This is a genomic window from Mesorhizobium sp. YR577, assembly GCF_900116595.1.
GTDB lineage: Bacteria > Pseudomonadota > Alphaproteobacteria > Rhizobiales > Rhizobiaceae > Mesorhizobium_M.
Window position 1 is genome coordinate 37,248 of record NZ_FPBI01000013.1, and the last position, 17,622, is coordinate 54,869.

Sequence of the window (17,622 nt, forward strand, 5' to 3'; positions counted from 1 at the left end):
ACCACAGGTCAGGTGGCAGCCGACGTTGAATTTCGGTTGGTTCTAGATATCGATCTTCATCAGCAGCCTGAGGGCTGCTGATACGTTTTCGGGTCTGCTTTTCCGCTCCTGTTGCGATAGGTGGCCTGCGAGAACCGCAAGCTTTTCCTGGACCCTACCTTCGCCTTCGCAGCGTTCCAGCAGCAGAGTCAGGATCAGGCCACAGGCATAGAGATCGGCCCTGCCGTCGAGAACCATGCCTTCCATTTGTTCCGGCGCGGAAAACTCGCTGTGCCCAGCCGCGGCCAGGTCGAGGTCGCCATGGCGTTGCCCCCGCTCAAGTGCGATGCCGAAATCCGCGATCTTTAGGTCTTTGAGGTCTTCGCCGGAAAGAAGCAGGTTGTCGGGTGCTATGTCGGCATGGATGAGTCCTGCCGCATGCACCGCTTCCACTCCCGACAGGATCGATATCATCGCCTGCCGGATTTCGCGCGGCGAGAATAATTGCGTGTTCAGGCAATCGGACAAGGTGAAAGGCATCCAAGCTGCGATCAGCGCCGGCCTGCCGTCCGCGAGCCGCAGTGCGGTATGAACGCTCGCGACATTCGGGTGACTGATTTTCATCGATAGCCGCGCTTCGCGCAGCAGCAAGTCCCGTGAAACGGCGTCGTCGGCGTGATCCGGGCGAAGCGTCTTCAGCGCATGAAGCGTTTGCAGGTCTCGATGCCGAACACGATGGACTTGCGCCGGCATGCCGTCATGCACGACTGCTTCGACCACGAAGGTGTTTGCGATGAAAATCGCGTTAGCCTCATTGAGCTGGGAGAGGCGGCGGTCCAGGGCATCGCGCACGCGATCGGCCAACATTCCCGTTTCAGCGGGTTCGCGCGGGGCGTCTCCATCATGGCTCAGCGCACGCCACAGTTCGGAAAAGCGCGCGGCGATATCATTCAGCCCATCAGGTGGTTGGTCCGCACTCATGCGGATTTGATGCCGATCACGATGGCGCTGATATTTTCGCGGGCATTGGCGATCAATCCATCCTGAATGAGAATGCCTGCGGCTTCGTCGACAGGTTTTTCCAGCAGCGTTTCGGCGATGCCGCGTTCGTCGAGCGTGCGGGCAAGTGCTGCGCTGCAGAGAAGAAATCGGTCGCCGTCCTGCACTGTGTCCGTAAAAACTTCCGGCACCAGTTGCCGCTGCGAGCCTATGCTGCGCGACAGTGCGAACCGCAAGCCGATCTCGACATGATCGCGCGTGAGGCACCGCATCATGCCGTCCCGCACTAAATAGCAGCGGGCGTTCCCGGCCCAAATGGCGGCGAAGGCGTTGCCGCGAATGGTAAGCGCGATGACGCTAGCCCCCTGTGCTTCGCGTTCGCTCAACGCATGCGCGGATTGCAGCAGCCCATGGGCGCGACCGAGCTTGCCTTTCACGTCCTGGATCAGCTCCTCGAGCGTCCCGTGCGCGGAAACATTGGCAAGTGTATTGGTGGTCACCTTGGCCGCGTCGGCAGCCCCATTTCCATCGCCGACGCCGTCGGCTACCGCAAACAGGCGCGGCTTTTCGGAAACGAGCAAGGCGTCCGCGTTGACCGATAGCCGCGTACCGGGATGCGTCGCATAGCTGCGTTCGACGACGAGTTTCTTTGCTGGTGTGTTTTCGGGAACGGCGGGAGCGGCAGGTGCATTGCGAAGGGGTTCAGGCGTTTTGTCCGGCTCGGGCTTTGGCGCGTCCGCGGTCTGCCTCCCATTCAAGAACTTCAGGAAATGAGCAGCCTGGGGCGGGCCGCTGGTCTTGAACCCGTTGGCACGCCTGGTGTCAGGGTCCATCGTCCACCAGATGGAGATGCGGTCGTTACCGTTTGACGCTGGCATTTCACCGCGGGGTGCGACTTTGGCATGCGGCAGGCGCAACCGCTTCAAACCCGCCGTGAAGCCGGCAATGTCAAAGTCGCGCGTCAGCGATGTTTCCGCGAGTGCTTCGGCCGCGGTGAACCAGGTTTCGTCGAAGCACAGCAGGCGTGGGTTGCCGCTGAAGCTGCCGAGCTTGGCGGCGATGACCAGCGGAAAGCTGCGCCCGACGCGATCGGTGCTCGGCAGCAGCACGCCGACCATTGTGGACCGACTCCAGACCGAGCGTTCGATCACGAAGCGCCACGGAGGTGCCGCGCGAAAGAGGCGCTGCCATTCCTTGCCATGCGCCTGTTCGCTTGCCTGCAGGCCGGCCTGTATCCAATTGTCGAGTTCGGTCTGGAAAGTTCGGCCAAGCCCGGTCGATATGAAGTCTCCATGCGTCGGCACCTTGCCGAAGAAGCCGATCCTGTCGGCTTCCGTTGCGGCGTCGATGACATGGCGTTCATTCATCAGCCCGGCGTCTCCCTAGAACTGCGTGGGGCAGGCGAAATCCGAGAGCGCCTTCAGGCGAAACGGATTGAGCACCGAGCCGAACTGGACATCGAACTCCGCCGTCTGGCCGGCGCTCGTAAAGCGCGCCCGGAAAAGATCCTCGCCCTCATTGGCGATGTCGGCCTCGTCGAACAGCCGGAAGGGCGACCAGTCGCCATTTTCGGTCAGCGCCTGTTGCCAGCCACCCGGCTGGAAGGCGATGCGCGAGACATTTGTCGCCTCGCTCGACGGCCATGAGATCGACTTGGACTGTATCGGTCCGTGATAATAGACGACACGTTCGCCTTCGATCTCCATCATAACCGCATTGGCACTGTCGCTCAGCGAAATCGGCTTGATGTTTATGGTCACTGCCGGGCTCTCGCTGCCTGCCGGGAAGAAGGCGCGGCGGATCTTGTCGGCATTCTCGAACTGCGCGATCGCCTGGCTGGGAATGCCCTCGGTGCCGAACGTGCCGCGCCAGGTCCATGGCGTCGCGCTCGTGTCGATGAAGGCCTCCAGCCGGTCCTTGAAGAAGCCGTGGAACAGGCCGCTCGGCCCGAAGAGGCGAACGAAATCGGCCATCGCCACGTCGCGGGTCGAGCTACGGTCGAAAGGATACCTGCCGATCACGACGCTCGAGCACAAGCTGGCTCCATCCGCCGCCCAGAGATTGCCGAGGCGCGTGCGGGCCGTCTTGACCGCAAGCGAACCGATATCGGCGGCAACACCCGCCATCCATGTATCGACCGGTGCCGGCAGTCGCCTGGCCTCTTCAAGCAGACCCTGATTGGCCTCGGTGAGCTGGCTGTCGACATCGAACACCTTGGCGACCTCCGCCGTCGAGGTGGTGGCGCGCGAAAGCTGGCCATAGATGGTTTTCAAAACGGGCTGGAGAGCCGCGAGTTGCGAGCGCGGCTTTTCACCCTGACTCTGGTTCTGGCCAGCATCGCCGGCTTTCGGCGTTTCCAGCGCTTCGCGCAACCGGCCGAACGGGTCGGGTGCATTTGCGGAGCTTGCCAAGGCAACGTTGGAAGCGCTTTGTGGAGCCTCGCCGTTGGAGGCGATATCGGTGCTACCTTGCGGCCGCAGGTCGGTCGCAGCCACGATCGCACGCGAGACTGCCTCGACCGGGCTTGGGTCGCCGGCAAGGACACGCACGGTTTCGGTGGCGTCCGAAAGCGTTTGCGAGGACCGCACCCGCATATCCGTCAGCAGACCCGACCAGCGCTGTTCGAAATTATCGAAATAGAGCTGGAGTGCCGCCTGGGTGACGGCGTCGACGGTCATGCCGGCTGCATTCGGCTGGTCGCCGCGCACCCATTGTTCGTCAAGCGCCTCGCGTGCGGCATCGGTAACCTGCGGCAGCACCACCGTGCGATATCCGTCGCCAGTGAAGAGGCCCGGAACCCCGTCGCGCAGAGGCGCCTTGGATGTGCGTTCGAAAGCCTGCTCGCCGAGTGGCCCGAGCGCGTCGGCAGGTATCCAGGGCGCAAGCGCGCGCGCTTCGCGGCGATTGGCCAATATATCGTAGGCGCGCGCCGCAATGCTCTGGTCCCGGATGGTTTCACGTGCCTTGGTGTTCAGGCCGGCGTCGAGATCGACGGTGGCGAGAGGTCCAGACGCCATGGTCTCGGCATGATGGACCAAGGCTTCGCGAGCAGCCGCGCGGCCTTCGCCGGGATAGAGCGTGGAGAACATGTCGTCTGCTTCAAGCGAGACGAATTCCGGATTGACCGGACCAAGCCCACCAAGCATCCCGTAGAGTTTCAGCGCATCGAATGTCTGGCCGACATCCTTGCTGTCGGCTATCGTCTTCTGCAGCTGAACCAGCATCCGCGGCAGCAGAAGCGCATTGAGTGCGCGCTGGTAGGCCTCGCGCTGTCGGCCGGCGATCTTGCTTTCCTGATCGAGCCCAAAGCTGACCGGCCAGACACGCTTGTCGGAAAAGCCCGTCGTCACGCTACGCAGATTGTCCAGCGCGGGAAGGATGCGCAGGAAGTCCGCATCGGAGACATCGCGAACCGGCACGCCCCGGACAAGCTGCTCATAGGCGGCGATGCGCTCATCAGCCTGTGCCAGCGCGCTGGTGTTCTGGAAGTAGGTGGCGGTCCAACTCGTCAGCACGACGGCCAGAAGCGCTGCCGCCACGCCGTAGGCTGCGCGGCGCAGTATCATCTGGCGCCGGGAGAGCCGCTTGTCGCGCGCGACGAGGGAGGCTTCGTCGAAGACGACTTCCTTGAACAGCCGCGACAGGAAGTAGCTGCGGCGCATGCGCGGCGCGCCGGCCTGTGCCTTGGCGGTCGTCATCTCCTCGGTCTGCGTGCCCGAAGCGAAGTAGACGCCGCGCAGAAGCGGGGATTCGACCAGCTTGGACCCTGCGCAAAGCTCCGTCAGCACCTCGTGAAGCCGCTCCTTGAGTGAGGCGAGTTCTGCGGGAAAGCGGAATATCCGCCCGCGAACCTGGCTGTCCGGTTCCTGTTGCAGTCGTTCCACCAGCATTGCGCCGACACGTTCCTGCAGCAGCCCGAATTCCTCCAGATAACGATCCGGCAGGTTCTCGCTCTTGTAGCTCTCTTCAAGACCGAAGGTGGTGCCCCAGACCTGATCGCGGTCGGTCTTGCTGAACCCATCGAAGAATTCGACGAAGCCGGTGAGCAGATCGGCCTTTGTCAGCACGAGATAGACGGGCACGCGGGCCTGAAGAAACTCGTCGAGTTCCGACAGGCGCTGGCGAATGGCCCGCACTTCCTCAAGCCTCGCGGCGGGGTCGCGCGTCAGCATGTCGCCGATCGATAGCGTCACCAGCACACCGTTTATGGGCTGCGAGCGGCGGTATTTTTTCAGCAGCTTGAGAAACCCTTCCCAGCCGGCCTTGGAAGCACCGTTGAGATCGTCCTGCGTGGTGTATCTGCCGGCGGTATCGATGAGGATGGCCTCGTCGGTGAACCACCAGTTGCAGTTACGCGTGCCACCGATGCCCTGCACCGAATTGGTGCCGAGCGCGTCGCCGAGTGGGAACTTCAGCCCGGAGTTGCTGAGCGCGGTGGTCTTGCCGGAACCGGGCGCGCCGAAGATCACATACCAAGGCAGCTCGTAGACATAGCCGAACCGCTTCTTGGTGATGCGGCGCAGCAGCGCCAGCGCTTCCTTCAGCCGGTTGCGAATTTCGCCGACCTCAGCCTGCTGGCTGGCGGCGGCTTCGGCTTCCGCGTCCTTTTCCAGACTATCGACCAGCGCCTTGTCGCGGCGTCGCGCACGGATGGTCGTGAACAGCATGTATGCGATCCACGCCACCAGCACGACGGCGATGACGATGACCCGGTTGCGCGTGCTTTCCAGCGGCTTGAAATCGCCATAGCCGAGCAGGTAGCCGTAGAACCAGATAACGACGCAGATCGCCGCCACCCAGATGATCGACAGGAAACGCCGGCCGACAATTCCGGCATAGGAATCCACATAGGAACGGAGCGTGTAGAAATAGCTGAGAGGGTTCACGGCGAAACGCCTCCTGCAGCGGGCGCGGGTGCGCTGCCGGGCCTGTCGTTTCGGATCGTGGGCATCACACCGGCTGCGTCGAGTTTCTCGGTCGGGTCGGTCAGGACGAGAATCTCCGTGCGCCGGTTGATTTCACGGCCTTCCGGTGTGTCGTTGCCGGCAAGCGGATTGCTGTCCGCGCGGCCCTCGGTGAGGATCGCTTCGGGCCCGGTATAGGCTGACAGGATCTTGCCCACTGCGCTGGCGCGTGCTTCCGACAGGTGCCAGTTGGACGGGAACTGGATGGTCCGTATCGGAACGTTGTCGGTATAGCCGACGACGACGGCACGGAATTTCTCGGCCGCGAGCGCGCCGCCGATGCGTTCCAGCAGGCCACGAAATTCGGAGCTGACCTCGGCGCTGCCGACCGAGAAGAGGCCGGAGTTGTTGATGCGCACGAGCAGCCGGCCATCGGCATCTGAAAGCGTGACCAGCTTTCGCTCCACCTCGGGCTGGAGGAATGCGAGGAGGTTTTCCAGGCGGCTCGGCTTCTTCGGTTCCGGCGGGGTTTCCGCCTTTGCCTCGACCTGCGGCTGTGCCGGGGCAGCCGGTGGCGTCGCGGGGGGCTGAAGATAGACGCTCGGAGCATCGCGCGGCGGCAGGTTCGCCAGCCGCGAGAAAGTGCCGTCCGAGGCCCGATTGAGCGAGAGCGTGAAGAAGAGATAGCCAAGGGCAAAAAGCAGCACGAGCGCAGATAAAAGCGTCCACAGCGCGACGGCGGTGCGCAGGGGCTTGTGGCGAGCCGAGACACCCCGCCAGTGCGGCGAAAGTTCCCGTTCGAAGACGCCGTACTGGCCAAGCAATGTCTTGTAGAGGCTGTCGCGGATGCGGCCGAGTTCCAGCGTTCCGCGCGGCGACACGCGGGTGCGTCCTTCGAAGGCCAGCGAGAGGCAGAGATAGACGAGGAGCAGCAGGTCCTTGTTGGTGCCGGGGCTCTGGTGGAAGTGGTCGAGCAGGTCGAATACCCGGTCGCCGCCGGTGACATCCATGTGGAAGGTCGAAACGAGGCCGGAACGCGCCCAGCCGGCGCGAACGCCCCAGGATTTGCTGAGCACGACGTCGTCCACCGTGGCGCAGACCACATAATGCGCCGCGCGAGCCCGTTCGGGGCTGATGCGGGCGCTTGCGAGGTCGCGTTCATAGCGGCCTATCGCCTCCGTCGTCGTGCGCCGCAGCTGCTCGATATCCGGCTGCTCGTCGGTATGGCGCAGCGCATGCGCGAGGTTGAGCAGCGGCGCTGCCGAAGCGACGATGGTCGGCACTTCATCGCCGCCAAAACGGAAATCGCGAACAAGGGCGTCCACAGACCAGCCGCCGCCTCTGACGGTGCCGGCGGGCTCGCCGCTCACGCCACTGTCCAATGTGTCGTCCAGCATCTCGGCCATCTTGCGGGCGGTCTGCTGCTTGCGCGCGCCGTCCTCGGTGAGTTCGACGACCGTGGGCAGGTCCTGCCAGGGGATAGTGGTTCCCTTGTTCATACGGTGCGGTCCCCTATTCCCTCAGAGCCCAGAGCTCCAGCTCTATGCCCGGAAAGTCCCCGGCGAGATGGAGTGCTATGGCGCCCGACGTGTCGAGCTGCTTCCAGAGAGGGTTTTTGGTGTCGAGTTCGAAATAGATGGTGCCGGAGCGATAGGGCAGCTGGCGCGGCAGGACTGGTAGCGGCCGCACCGGAATGCCCGGCAGCGCGACGTTGACGAGTTCGGCGATGCGCTCGACCGGTCCGACCTTGATCTGCGCTGGCAGCTTGCGGCGAATATCCTCGGCCGACATTTCCGCGCGCACGGCGAGCACGAAGCCCGCTTCCTTGAACAGGGTGCGGTCGTTGATGGTGCCGACGCGAACACCGTGCCGGCGTTCGGAAAGCTCGATGGACACCGCCGCCTGTTCGAGCACCGCCGAAAGCGAGGTGCGCAGATCGTCAAAAACGGCGGCGAAGGTGCCCTTCAGGTCGTCGTGGCGATAGGGCGGAAAGTCGCTCGCGCGCTTCGAATCCATTGTGAAGGTGGCAAGCTCGCCGGCAAGCTGGATGCAATTCTCGAAGAATATCATCGGGTGCATGCGCGTGGCGTTTGCGGAGATATGGCGTAGCATCGGATCGGCGCGGTTGAGGATCTGCAGCAGGAAATAGTCGCCGACTTCCGCCGTGCCGCGAATTGTCGGATCGCCGATGCGCTCGGCGATGGCTTCGGCGCGATGGCGCACGATGCCGAGAAGCTCGGTGACGAGTTCGCTCAATCGCGGCTCGGCCGCGCAGTTGAGACTTGGCGCGATGTATTCGGGGTCGAGGATGACGGCCTTGTCTGAGCGCACCTCGATGACGCGGGCAAGGCCGATCAACTCATAGCCGGCCAGTTCGTCACCGCTCTTCAGGTAGCGCAGGCTGAGCCGGCCGACATCGATTGGCGCCATGAAGTCCGTTTCGACATTGGAGTCCGGCGCCTCGTAGTGAGAGGCGACCACGCGAACGCCGTTCGATGAAGCGCCGCCATTGATGGCGACATCAGCCTTGCCCGGCCGCCTTGCTGGCAGGGCGAGGTAGATCGTGGCGTTCTTCACCGTTTCGTCGAGATCGAGAGGCGGCGGCAGGTCGGCGTCGATGGGTGCTTCGAAAAGCGTTCCGTCGGGCAGGATGCCACGCAGGTTGGAAAGCGCGAACTGGCCGATGGCAAGGGCGCTGCGGTCGATGCCGATCTCGGCGACGCCCCAGGGATAGGCAGCAAGCTCGCGTGTCGTCATGCGCACGAGCCGTTCGGTCCAGCGATCGGCCTGCTGGAAGTGCTGTACGCGAAGGAACATGCCTTCGCTCCACGCGACCCTGTTTTCGTTTCTCATGAGATACGCTTCACCTTCTCAGTCGTTCAGACGCGTCATCTTCCGGCTGGCCGAGCGCTCGCAGCACGGCGTTGCGGAAGAATTCGCGGACGGAGAGACTGGCCCCGTCATTTTCGAAATTCTGGCGATATGCCTGCCAGTAGGAACGGTCGTTGCGCCAGGGCAGCTTTCGCGGCTCGGCATCGACGCGCGCCTCGATCACGCGAGGCTCCATGGCGTGGCTTGCTTCTTTCAGAAGGCCTTCGATGGCCGTGCCGAGCAGTATCTGTCGCGCAAGCAGGCTTTCCAGCCGCGCAACCGTTGCTTCTTCCCGGCTGACGCCAAAAAGGTCAGGCACGTCGGAAAGCGCTTCAGGATTGATGTCGAGAACGGCGAAAGCCTCGCCGGCTGCTTCCTCACATCGATCTAGCAGGGTTTCGATGCGCAGCAACAGGACGTGCTCCCGGCCGCCGGCAGGTGCGGAATAGCTTTCGTCGGGATCTTCGTTGACCACGACCGAAGGGCTGGCAGGGGGTTGCTCCGCCACATCTACCTGCTTGCGGCTTCGGGCAACCGGCACCGAAACCTGAGATGCGGCGGTGTGCTCGAGGCGGTTGCTGTAGTCGAGGTCCTCGTTCCAGTCATTGGGCAGGATCGGAGACATTCCGGTCGTCGCAGGGGGGCCGCTCCAGCCGATTTCGACGTTGCGCGAAGAAGGCGCTGTTTCCCCCTTTCGCTTGGGGCTGCCAATAGAGATCGGGCTGGACCAGTCTTCGGTATCCCGCCCGCGCAATATGCCGTTCGCGGCCTGTCCGCCGGGAGCGATGTCGGCAAGGATCGCGGAAATGGTAAGGTTCTCGTCGCTCAGGGCGAGGCCGGCTTTGGGGTCTTCGATCTCGTGATCCTTTTCGCCCGAAACGGCGACGGAAAACGCGAAGCCTCCGAATTCCAGCTGCGAGCTGTCCGAGAGCCGGGCGGTCTCGCCCTCGAGCACGAGAACGCCGTCGACCCTGGTGCCGTTGGCGCTTTCATCACGCAGCAGAAAGCCCTCGCGATCGCGCTCGATCGTGCAGTGTAGCTTGGAGACGGAGCGGGTCGTATCGGGCAGCTGCCAGTCGCAATCGCTCGACCGGCCAATCGTGCGGCGGCCGCGCTCGAAGTACCAGCGCCGCGCGGTTGCGTCCTGTCCTATACCCTTTCTCTGCTTGAGCTCGAGCCTCATCGCAGCGCTGCCTTTCACAAGGCCATCGGCAGCGCGGCCTGGCGCTGCGCGATTACGGCGTCATCGCTGTCACGGGCGGCAGGTGCTATCCGCGCCCAGCTGTTCCAGCCGAGACGCGGCGGATCGCCCGCCTGGCCGAGCTGGCAGAACGGAACATGCTCCTTCTTCAGGATGATCTGGATGTCGAAATCGAGACCGGAGCCGACAAAGAGCCGCGTCAGGGCAAAAAGCTCCTCGACGTTGCGGCTTCCCGGTGCGAGCGAAAGATAGTCGGGATAGTCGAGCGGGCCGATGACGATGCGGAAGCCGCTGCTGAAATCGTGGATGGCGGTGCCGGCCATCGCGTTGACGCCAAGACGCACAGCCCCGGCCCGGCTCATCTGGCTCAGTTCCTCGACCGGGATGGAAAGCCAGCGGCCGCGGAACAGCTCGATCTCCACCGGCAGCCCGCTGAATTCGTGCAGCATCGCCCGCAGATTGACAGCGTTTCTGGTTCGTGACGCAAGGAAGCCGCTGAAGCGCAGAAGGACGTCATCCTCGACGCCGCTGCGTTCCCTAAGCTTCGCCGTTGCAAAGCCGGTCAGCGAGAAGAGGGCGGTGACGAAGGCGTTGCGGCTGTCGTCGCTTCCCCAGCGCAGAAGGCGCGCAAGTCTGTATTTCTCGCAGGCCGCGACGAAGAGTTCGGCCATGCGTGCGCTAAAGAGATCGAAGAAGGCCGAAAGCGCGCGTGACTTGTTGCGCTCCTCGCGCATGACATGTTCGTTGTAGGCGGGCGGCAGGGACCCGAGCGGGCCAAGCAAGCCGGCAAGCGCGCCGCGCACCTTCGACTTGCGACCCTTGCGGCGAAAAGCGGCTACCGCAACGGGCGCCGGCGAGACGCCGAAATGCGAAGTGACTTCCAGACCGCCGTCGGATGCCTGCGCGACGCGAAAAGCGGTCGTCGGCTCGAAGCGGCCGGGGTCGCGCTCGAGCAGATCGGCAAGGCTGTCAGTCTTCTTTTCGGCGGCAAGGCTCATGTCGTGGCAAAAATCCTTCTAGAGAAGCGGACGCTCGGCGGCCCTTGCCCGCCATCGCGCAACGGGTTTCGACTGCCCCTTGATTGATATGGTCAGCCGCGTGAAGCTGTTTACGGACGTGTAGAGACCGCAGAACCGATCAAGCACGCTGCCGAACAGGAAGGCTGACGGCCTGTCGATCGCAGCGGGATCGAATTCGATCGCGATGTCTGTTCCAGGCACCATGCCGCCGCCGCCAAGGCGGGCAGTCGAGGCCTTCGCTTCGACCTTGGTGATCGAGTCGGCCAACTGCTTGGTTTCGGGTGAATCGCGGAAGGCGTAGAGCGACAGGATGTCTTTCAAGGCTGCGCCGTCATTATCGAAGATCGACAGGTGGTTGAGCAGAAGATGCGACATCAGCCGCCAATTGCGCCCGTCGACGTCGTTCATGCGCACGGCAGGCGTCGGCGGAACAAGCGCTTCGATCGAAGCGACGGCTTCGTTGCCGGTCGCAAGTTGCAGGTAGGGATGACCGCCGCCGAAGGGCAGTTTCTCGGGCAAGTCGCGGTTGAGGCAGAGCGCATCCACGCTTGCCACTGCGTCGATTCTGCCGGTGCTGCGGCGTGCGCGATCGACGAATGCGATGTCGACGTCACAGGTGCCGTCATCCTCGTCGAAGCGGCGGTAGGATTGCCAGAAGGAGGAGGTCGTCCCGCCGCGCTGCGCGCGCCCGAAGAAGTGTTGGCAAAGATGCTCCTCGCCGCCGCGTCCAGAGAGAAGCACGCGATCGATGGCATAGATCTCGCGCGTCTTCTGCCGGCGCGAGTCCGGCAGCAGGCGATATTCCGTGCGCGTCCCGTCGATCACGACGGGCTCACAGGTCTGGCGGAAAAGGTTGACGACCGGCGTCGCATGAAGCGTTAGGTCGCGGGCCGAGACGGCTCGCTCCAACTTGCTGTCGGTTTCATTAAGGTAGATGAAAATCTCGAGCGTTTCACCGCGCCAGCGATCCAGTCCCTCGATGTCAAAGAAAAGAAACTTCTGCGGCAAGGCAAAAAATTCGGTCAGCAATCGATAGCCGGAAAAGCTTGCCGCCGGGTAGGGCAGCATCGCCTCGTCGGCCTCATAACCGACTGGTCGCAGATTGTCCGCCGACAGGAAGATCGGGTTCTCGTCATCGGCATGACGGGCAAGCGCGATGCCGAGGGTATGGTTCATGAGAAGTTCGTAAAGCGCGCTCGCCTGCCGCCAGGGTGAGGGGATGTGGAAGCGCAACCGCTTCAGCCCAATTTCTGAAAGCTGCTTGCGGGTGTCCTGTGGCTGCAGTGATATCCTGAAGCAGCTGGCCGCGCCGGCATAGGGCGACAGCGGCGCGCGGATCGGCTGGCCGGAAAGGGCCGCGGCGGTGATCTCCACCGGCGCAATCTCGACATCCTGCGTGGTACGGAAACGACAGGTTTCCCCGGCGACCGGCTCGACCAGAATTTCGGTGTGGCGCGGCACCGACTGCACCGCAGCCAACGTCTCGCTGGGCGAGAAGCGCACGATGCTCATCGACGGAATGGGCGCCAGATAGTGTGGATAGAGCGTCTCCAGCAGCCCGTCGGTGAGCTCGGGGAATTCGTCGTCCAGTTTCTGCCGCACGCGTGCGGCGGAATAGGCGAAGCTCTGGATCAGACGTTCGACATGCGGGTCGTCGGCGACCTCGCCCGTCATGCGCAGCCGGCCGGCAATCTTCGGGAAGGCATCGGCAAAGCGCGAGGCGCGTCGGCGCAGCGCGGTAAGCTCGTCATTGTAGCGCTGCAGGAAGCCGTCAGCCATTCGCCGCCTCCACCTGGAAGCGCTGGGTGGATGGGTCGATGGTCGATTCGAAGCTTATCGGCGGCATGCCATCATGCAGGCGAAACGTTGCCTGGATGCGCATGCGCAACGCGCGTTCGCCCGCCGCCCTGTTCTTGAGAATGGTCACGCGCACGTCGGAAAGCCGGGTTTCGAAAAGGGCAATACGCCGCTCGATGGCGCGTGCCAGCCGCAGCTTGGATTCGTCGGTGACCAGATTGGCCGAGACGATGCCCTCGACCCCATAGGAAACCAGCGCATCCCTGAGTTCGCCGAGCGCGTTCGGCGGCGCGGTCGGGCGGCGCCGTGTGTTGAGCAGCGCTTCAAGATCGCGCCGGATCGCTTCGCGCGTCTCCCTGACCTGATCGACAACGCTCGACGGAGCGTCTTGGAGAAGATCGGGACTCGGATCGAGCAGCCTGTCGAGGATCGATCGCGACAGGACCCGTTCGCGCGGTCTGTAACGGTCGAGCGGATCAGCCATTCGCCGCCTTCCTTTTGTTGACGATTTCGGCGGCTTCAAGCGTTTCCGCATCGTGGAACGACACGAGTTCGTCGCCGGCCAGGAAGCAGCGCTGCCCGCGACCTGTGGTGATGCCGGTTTCTTCCTCGACCCATTCGGTCTCGCGGCCCAGAAGCAGTTTTTCCGCATCATCAGTGCCGTGGTAGATCGCCGGCAGGAGGACGGGGGCAGACGCGCCATCGATCAGCGAAAGCTCGGCCCGCCGGAAGGCGAGGTCGCGCGGTCGTGCGATGGGCTCGACCGAAACGGCGGCGATCTTGGCGAAGTCGATCCACAGATAGGCACCGCCCGTCATGATGACTTCGAGTGCATGCGGAATGCGGTCATCGAGGTCGCGGAAATCGGATACGGCCTTGCCGTTCCAGAGCATCGGCTGCTCGCCGCGAACAGCCTCAAGGCTTTCGAATGCAGCGGTCGTCTCGTCGCGCGAGCCAGAGCGATGAGCGACGTTGAGCCTGACTGCCGCCGTGTCGAGCTCGCTCGGTCCTTGTGGAAATTCCGGGACGGCGCCCCTGCTGAACCAGGCATTGCGCGCGGCCATGGCGCGCAACTGGTTGCGCAGCAGGGCAAACCCCATCGTGTCTTCCGGCGCGAATGTGGTGGCGAGGCTGCATTGCGCGTCCGCTCGTTCATAGTCTCCGGCAAGAACTAGTAGGTCGATATAGATGTGCCGTGCCGCCTTGTCCGAGGGGTTAGCCTTGATATGCGTCTTGGCAATTTCGATCGCCTCGCCCAGTGCGTCGTCGGCAAGCGATTTTGCGATGCTGGCGGAAAGCGTCATGCGGTCATCCTTTGCGGCACGGAAGCGGCGTTGGCGCGGCCTGTCGTCGGCTGCGCCGTCTCTGCGATCAGGTGGAAGCTCGTCGAAACGTCATCGAGCTGGAAATGCGGCTGCAGCCTCACGGTACAGGTGAAGGTGCCGGGCTTGCCGGGGATCTCGTCGACGCTGATGCCAGCCGAGCGCAGGGGAAAGCGCGTGCGCAGCGGCAGGTCGGCATCGTCGTTTCCGAGCGTGTAGCCGGACAGCCATTCCTCCAGCTTGCGCTCGATCGAAAGCGCGTCGGCAAGCCTGCCGACCTCGTCGCGCATGATGACCTTGAGGTAGTGTGAGAAGCGCGAGGCACACAGCACATATTGCAGCATCGCCGCCAGCCGCGCGTTCTGGCGGGCGTTCTCGTTGGAATAATGCTGGGGGGCGTGCAGCGACTGGTTTGAATTGAAGATCGCCGAGGATGACAGATAGGTGGTGGCGACCGGCACGATGCCGAGGTCGCAGAACTGCTGTTCCTGCGTGCTGGTCAGCCGTATCTCGACAGGCGCCTGCGCGGAAAGGCCCTGGCTTTCGGTACCGAAATCATAGGGCGCGAGTTCCGAAGGGCCGAGAAGCCCGCCGTCTATCGCATCCTGCGTGACACCGCGGATGTCGGCGAACCAGCCTGTCTGTATGAAATTGCGGATGACGATAGCTGCAAAGGCGAAGGCGCCATTGCTCCACAGCAGCGTGCCGCCATCCTCGGAAATCTCTTCGCGGAACGGAAAACCATCGTCGCGCCGCCGCGAGAACGGCTCGTAGGGTGAGCGGATGAGGACGCGCGGGGCAACGAGGCCGAGAAAGCGCGAATCTTCGCGCGCCCGCAATCCATTCCAGCGAATGCGCTGCGGGTCGTTGGCGAGCCACGACAGATCGTGGACACGGTTCAGCTCGTCGAAATTTTCGAGGCCCAGCGCACGTGGGGAAGCACCCGTGATGAAGGGACAGAACGCAGCCGCAGCCACCATGCCGAGTTCTGTCAGCGTGCTGACGGTATCGCCGCCCGCATCTCCCGGAGCCAGCTGATAGTCGCCGATAAGAAGACCGTAGGGCTCGCCACCGGGCATGCCGAACTCTCGGCTATACACCAGCTCGAATAGATGGCTCTGGTCGAAATCGGTGGCTCGCTCCATGCTGCGTGCAAGCTGTGGCCAACTGATGCTGATCAGCTTGATCTTGACGTCGCTGCCCCGTGAAGCGACCCGAACGAGCATGGCAAGCCCGCGCCATCTCGCCTCCATCGCCTGAAATTCGGGATGGTGCAAAATAGCGTTGACCTGGCGGTTCAAGGCCTCGTCGATCAGTGCGATAAGCTGATCTGCCCTGCGTCGCCACAATGTGCTCGGACCCATCGTCATGGCGTGGTTACGGCGTGTTGTGAGCGGTCCCGCGCGGGCTGCCCGCGCGGGAGCTCATGCCTCAGTTCTTGGCCGGAATACGGGCGACCATGCGAAGCGAGGTCGTCAGTTCTTCCATCTGAAGCCACGGGCGCATCCAGGCCACGGCGTTATAGGAGCCGGGCTTGCCGGGAATCTCCTGAACTGTAACCCTGGCGTCGCGCAGCGGATACTTCGCCCGCGACTCCTCACCCGCTTCGTCGTTGGCGTTGACGTAGTTGGATATCCAGCGGTTGAGCCAGGCTTCGCAGTCAGATGCTTCCATAAAGGAGCCGATCTTGTCGCGGCCCATGACCTTCAGGTAGTGAGCAAAGCGCGACGTCGCCATCATATAGGGCAGGCGGGCCGAAACGGCTGCGTTCGCAGTCGCTTCCGGCTTGTCGTAGAGCTTCGGCTTGTGTGTGGTCTGGGCACCGAAGAACACGGCGTAGTCGGTGTTCTTATAGTGGCAGAGCGGCAGGAAGCCGAGCTTGCCGAGTTCGGCGTCGCGACGGTCGGTAATGCCGACTTCGGTCGGGCATTTGAGATCGAGGTCGCCATCGTCGCTGGAGAAGATGTGCATCGGCAGGTTCTCGACCTTGCCGCCATTTTCCGCGCCGCGGATGGCTGTGCACCAGCCGCTCTTGGCGAAGGCTTCGGTCAGGCGGGTGCCCATCACATAGGCGGCGTTCATCCAGCAATAGTCGTTATGCGGCAGTTCACCGGTCTTGGAACCGCCGGTCTCGTCGAAGCCGAATTCGTCGACCGGATTGGTCTTCGGGCCGTAGGGCATGCGCGCCAGGACACGCGGCAGGGCAAGCGTGACGAAACGCGAATCGTCGCTGTCGCGCAGCGACCGCCACTTGGCATACTCGACCGTCTCGAAGATCTTTTCGAGATCGCGTGGACGCGAGAGCTCACGATAGTCCTCGAAGCCGAACATGCGTGGGCTGGCCGCCGAAATGAATGGGGCAAAGGCGGCCGCTGCAATCGATGAAACACCCTGAAGAAGCTGTACATCCTCAAAGGAATTGTCGAACTCATAGTCGCCGATGATCGCGCCCATAGGCTCGCCGCCGGGGGTGCCGAATTCGTCTTCGTAGATCGACTTGAACAGCCGGGACTGGTCGAACTCGACGGCCTTTGAGAGATCCTTGGAAACTTCGCGCTTGGATGCGTTGATCACGCGTATCTTCAGGTTCACGCTCGTCTCTGTGTTTTTCACCAGGTAGTTCAGGCCGCGCCAGGTGCCCTCGAGCTTGGTGAAGGCGGGCGATTGCATGATCGCCGCCAGCTGACGCGAGATCGTCTTGTCGAGTTCGGCAATTGCGTTGTTCAGCGTGACCGTCAGGTTGCGGTCATAGACCACAGTGCCCTTCAGCGCCTGGTCGGTGAGCGTGCGCAGCAGGTCCTGCGCACGGTCCGGCTCGGTCTGGCGCGTTGCCGCGACGACCTTGGAAAGCAGGTTCTCGTCCTGTGCGAATTCTACGCCGGCTTCCGGCTTCAACTGTGTCTTGGCGTTCATAGCTTGATCCTTCCCGTCACAGCGTTCAGTTCGCGGAGCCGCCGTCAGCGCGGCCGTCGAGTTCACCGACCAGCTTCTTCAGGTCGGTCTGGTTCTGCAGGATTTCCTCAAGCATGCGCTCCAGGTCTTCCGAGCGGTCGGCCTTGCTCATGAGATCGCGAAGCTGGTTGCGCGCGTCGAGCAGCGCCTTGAGCGCGGGCACCTGGTTGACCACTGCGCCCGGCTCGAAATCGTCCATGCTTTCGAATTTGAGCGAAACGGCGAGGTCGGTGCCGTCGTTCTGGAGCGTGTTCTCCACGGCGATGTTGAGGCCCGGTGTCATTCGGCGCATAACATCGTCGAAATTGTCGCGATCGATCTGCACGAATTTGCGCTCGCCGAACGGTTTGAGGGGCTGCGTCGGATCGCCGGAAAAATCGCCGAGCACGCCGACGACGAACGGCAACTCCTTGATCACCATAGCGCCTTCGGTTTCGACTTCGTACTTGATGTGAACGCGGGGCTTGCGGACCCTTTCCAGTTTCTCGTGAACACTTGCCATCAGGACTCTCCTTCGTGCGCCTGGCGCGATTTCGTGGTCAATGTTTCAAAAAATGCTCGTCCGAATCGGCCGCCGC

Annotated in this window: 13 protein-coding genes; all 13 read right to left on the reverse strand. The window is 63.0% G+C overall.

Features of this window, described 5'->3' with window-relative positions; translation table 11 throughout:
- Positions 1–42: 42 nt before the first annotated feature.
- Positions 43–960, reverse strand: a complete 918-nt coding sequence (locus BM413_RS19310; protein WP_091916040.1) for a protein kinase domain-containing protein — start codon at positions 958–960, stop codon at positions 43–45.
- A complete protein-coding gene (tagF, locus tag BM413_RS19315; protein WP_091916043.1) occupies positions 957–2,345 on the reverse strand; it encodes a type VI secretion system-associated protein TagF in 1,389 nt (462 codons plus the stop codon). Before tagF ends, BM413_RS19310 begins: the two co-directional genes overlap by 4 nt.
- Before the next feature lie 15 nt (positions 2,346–2,360).
- Positions 2,361–5,864: a type VI secretion system membrane subunit TssM gene (tssM, locus tag BM413_RS19320; protein WP_091916045.1), complete on the reverse strand. Its 3,504-nt coding sequence runs from the start codon at positions 5,862–5,864 to the stop codon at positions 2,361–2,363.
- Positions 5,861–7,381: a type VI secretion system protein TssL, long form gene (tssL, locus tag BM413_RS19325; RefSeq protein ID WP_091916047.1), complete on the reverse strand. Its 1,521-nt coding sequence runs from the start codon at positions 7,379–7,381 to the stop codon at positions 5,861–5,863. Before tssL ends, tssM begins: the two co-directional genes overlap by 4 nt.
- 13 nt (positions 7,382–7,394) lie before the next feature.
- Complete coding sequence (tssK, locus tag BM413_RS19330) at positions 7,395–8,735, reverse strand: type VI secretion system baseplate subunit TssK (protein WP_091916049.1); 1,341 nt, start codon at positions 8,733–8,735, stop codon at positions 7,395–7,397.
- Positions 8,736–8,745: 10 nt separating this feature from the next.
- Positions 8,746–9,936: an FHA domain-containing protein gene (locus BM413_RS19335; protein WP_091916051.1), complete on the reverse strand. Its 1,191-nt coding sequence runs from the start codon at positions 9,934–9,936 to the stop codon at positions 8,746–8,748.
- Between the two features lie 14 nt (positions 9,937–9,950).
- Entirely contained in the window at positions 9,951–10,952 is a 1,002-nt protein-coding gene (gene tssG, locus BM413_RS19340; protein ID WP_091916053.1) for a type VI secretion system baseplate subunit TssG, read from the reverse strand.
- Positions 10,953–10,970: 18 nt separating this feature from the next.
- Positions 10,971–12,752, reverse strand: a complete 1,782-nt coding sequence (gene tssF, locus BM413_RS19345; protein WP_091916056.1) for a type VI secretion system baseplate subunit TssF — start codon at positions 12,750–12,752, stop codon at positions 10,971–10,973.
- The gene (gene tssE / locus BM413_RS19350) at positions 12,745–13,254 is read right to left on the reverse strand and encodes a type VI secretion system baseplate subunit TssE (protein ID WP_091916058.1); all 510 of its coding nucleotides are present in this window, start codon (positions 13,252–13,254) and stop codon (positions 12,745–12,747) included. The genes tssF and tssE overlap by 8 nt, the downstream gene beginning before the upstream one ends.
- Complete coding sequence (locus BM413_RS19355; protein WP_091916060.1) at positions 13,247–14,074, reverse strand: type VI secretion system accessory protein TagJ; 828 nt, start codon at positions 14,072–14,074, stop codon at positions 13,247–13,249. Before BM413_RS19355 ends, tssE begins: the two co-directional genes overlap by 8 nt.
- A complete protein-coding gene (gene tssC / locus BM413_RS19360) occupies positions 14,071–15,456 on the reverse strand; it encodes a type VI secretion system contractile sheath large subunit (protein ID WP_091916285.1) in 1,386 nt (461 codons plus the stop codon). The genes BM413_RS19355 and tssC (BM413_RS19360) overlap by 4 nt, the downstream gene beginning before the upstream one ends.
- A 67-nt stretch (positions 15,457–15,523) precedes the next feature.
- Entirely contained in the window at positions 15,524–17,005 is a 1,482-nt protein-coding gene (gene tssC / locus BM413_RS19365; RefSeq protein WP_091916062.1) for a type VI secretion system contractile sheath large subunit, read from the reverse strand.
- A 25-nt stretch (positions 17,006–17,030) separates the two neighbouring features.
- On the reverse strand, positions 17,031–17,546 hold the full coding sequence (tssB, locus tag BM413_RS19370; RefSeq protein ID WP_091916064.1) for a type VI secretion system contractile sheath small subunit: 516 nt from the start codon (positions 17,544–17,546) through the stop codon (positions 17,031–17,033).
- Between the last annotated feature and the right edge of the window lie 76 nt (positions 17,547–17,622).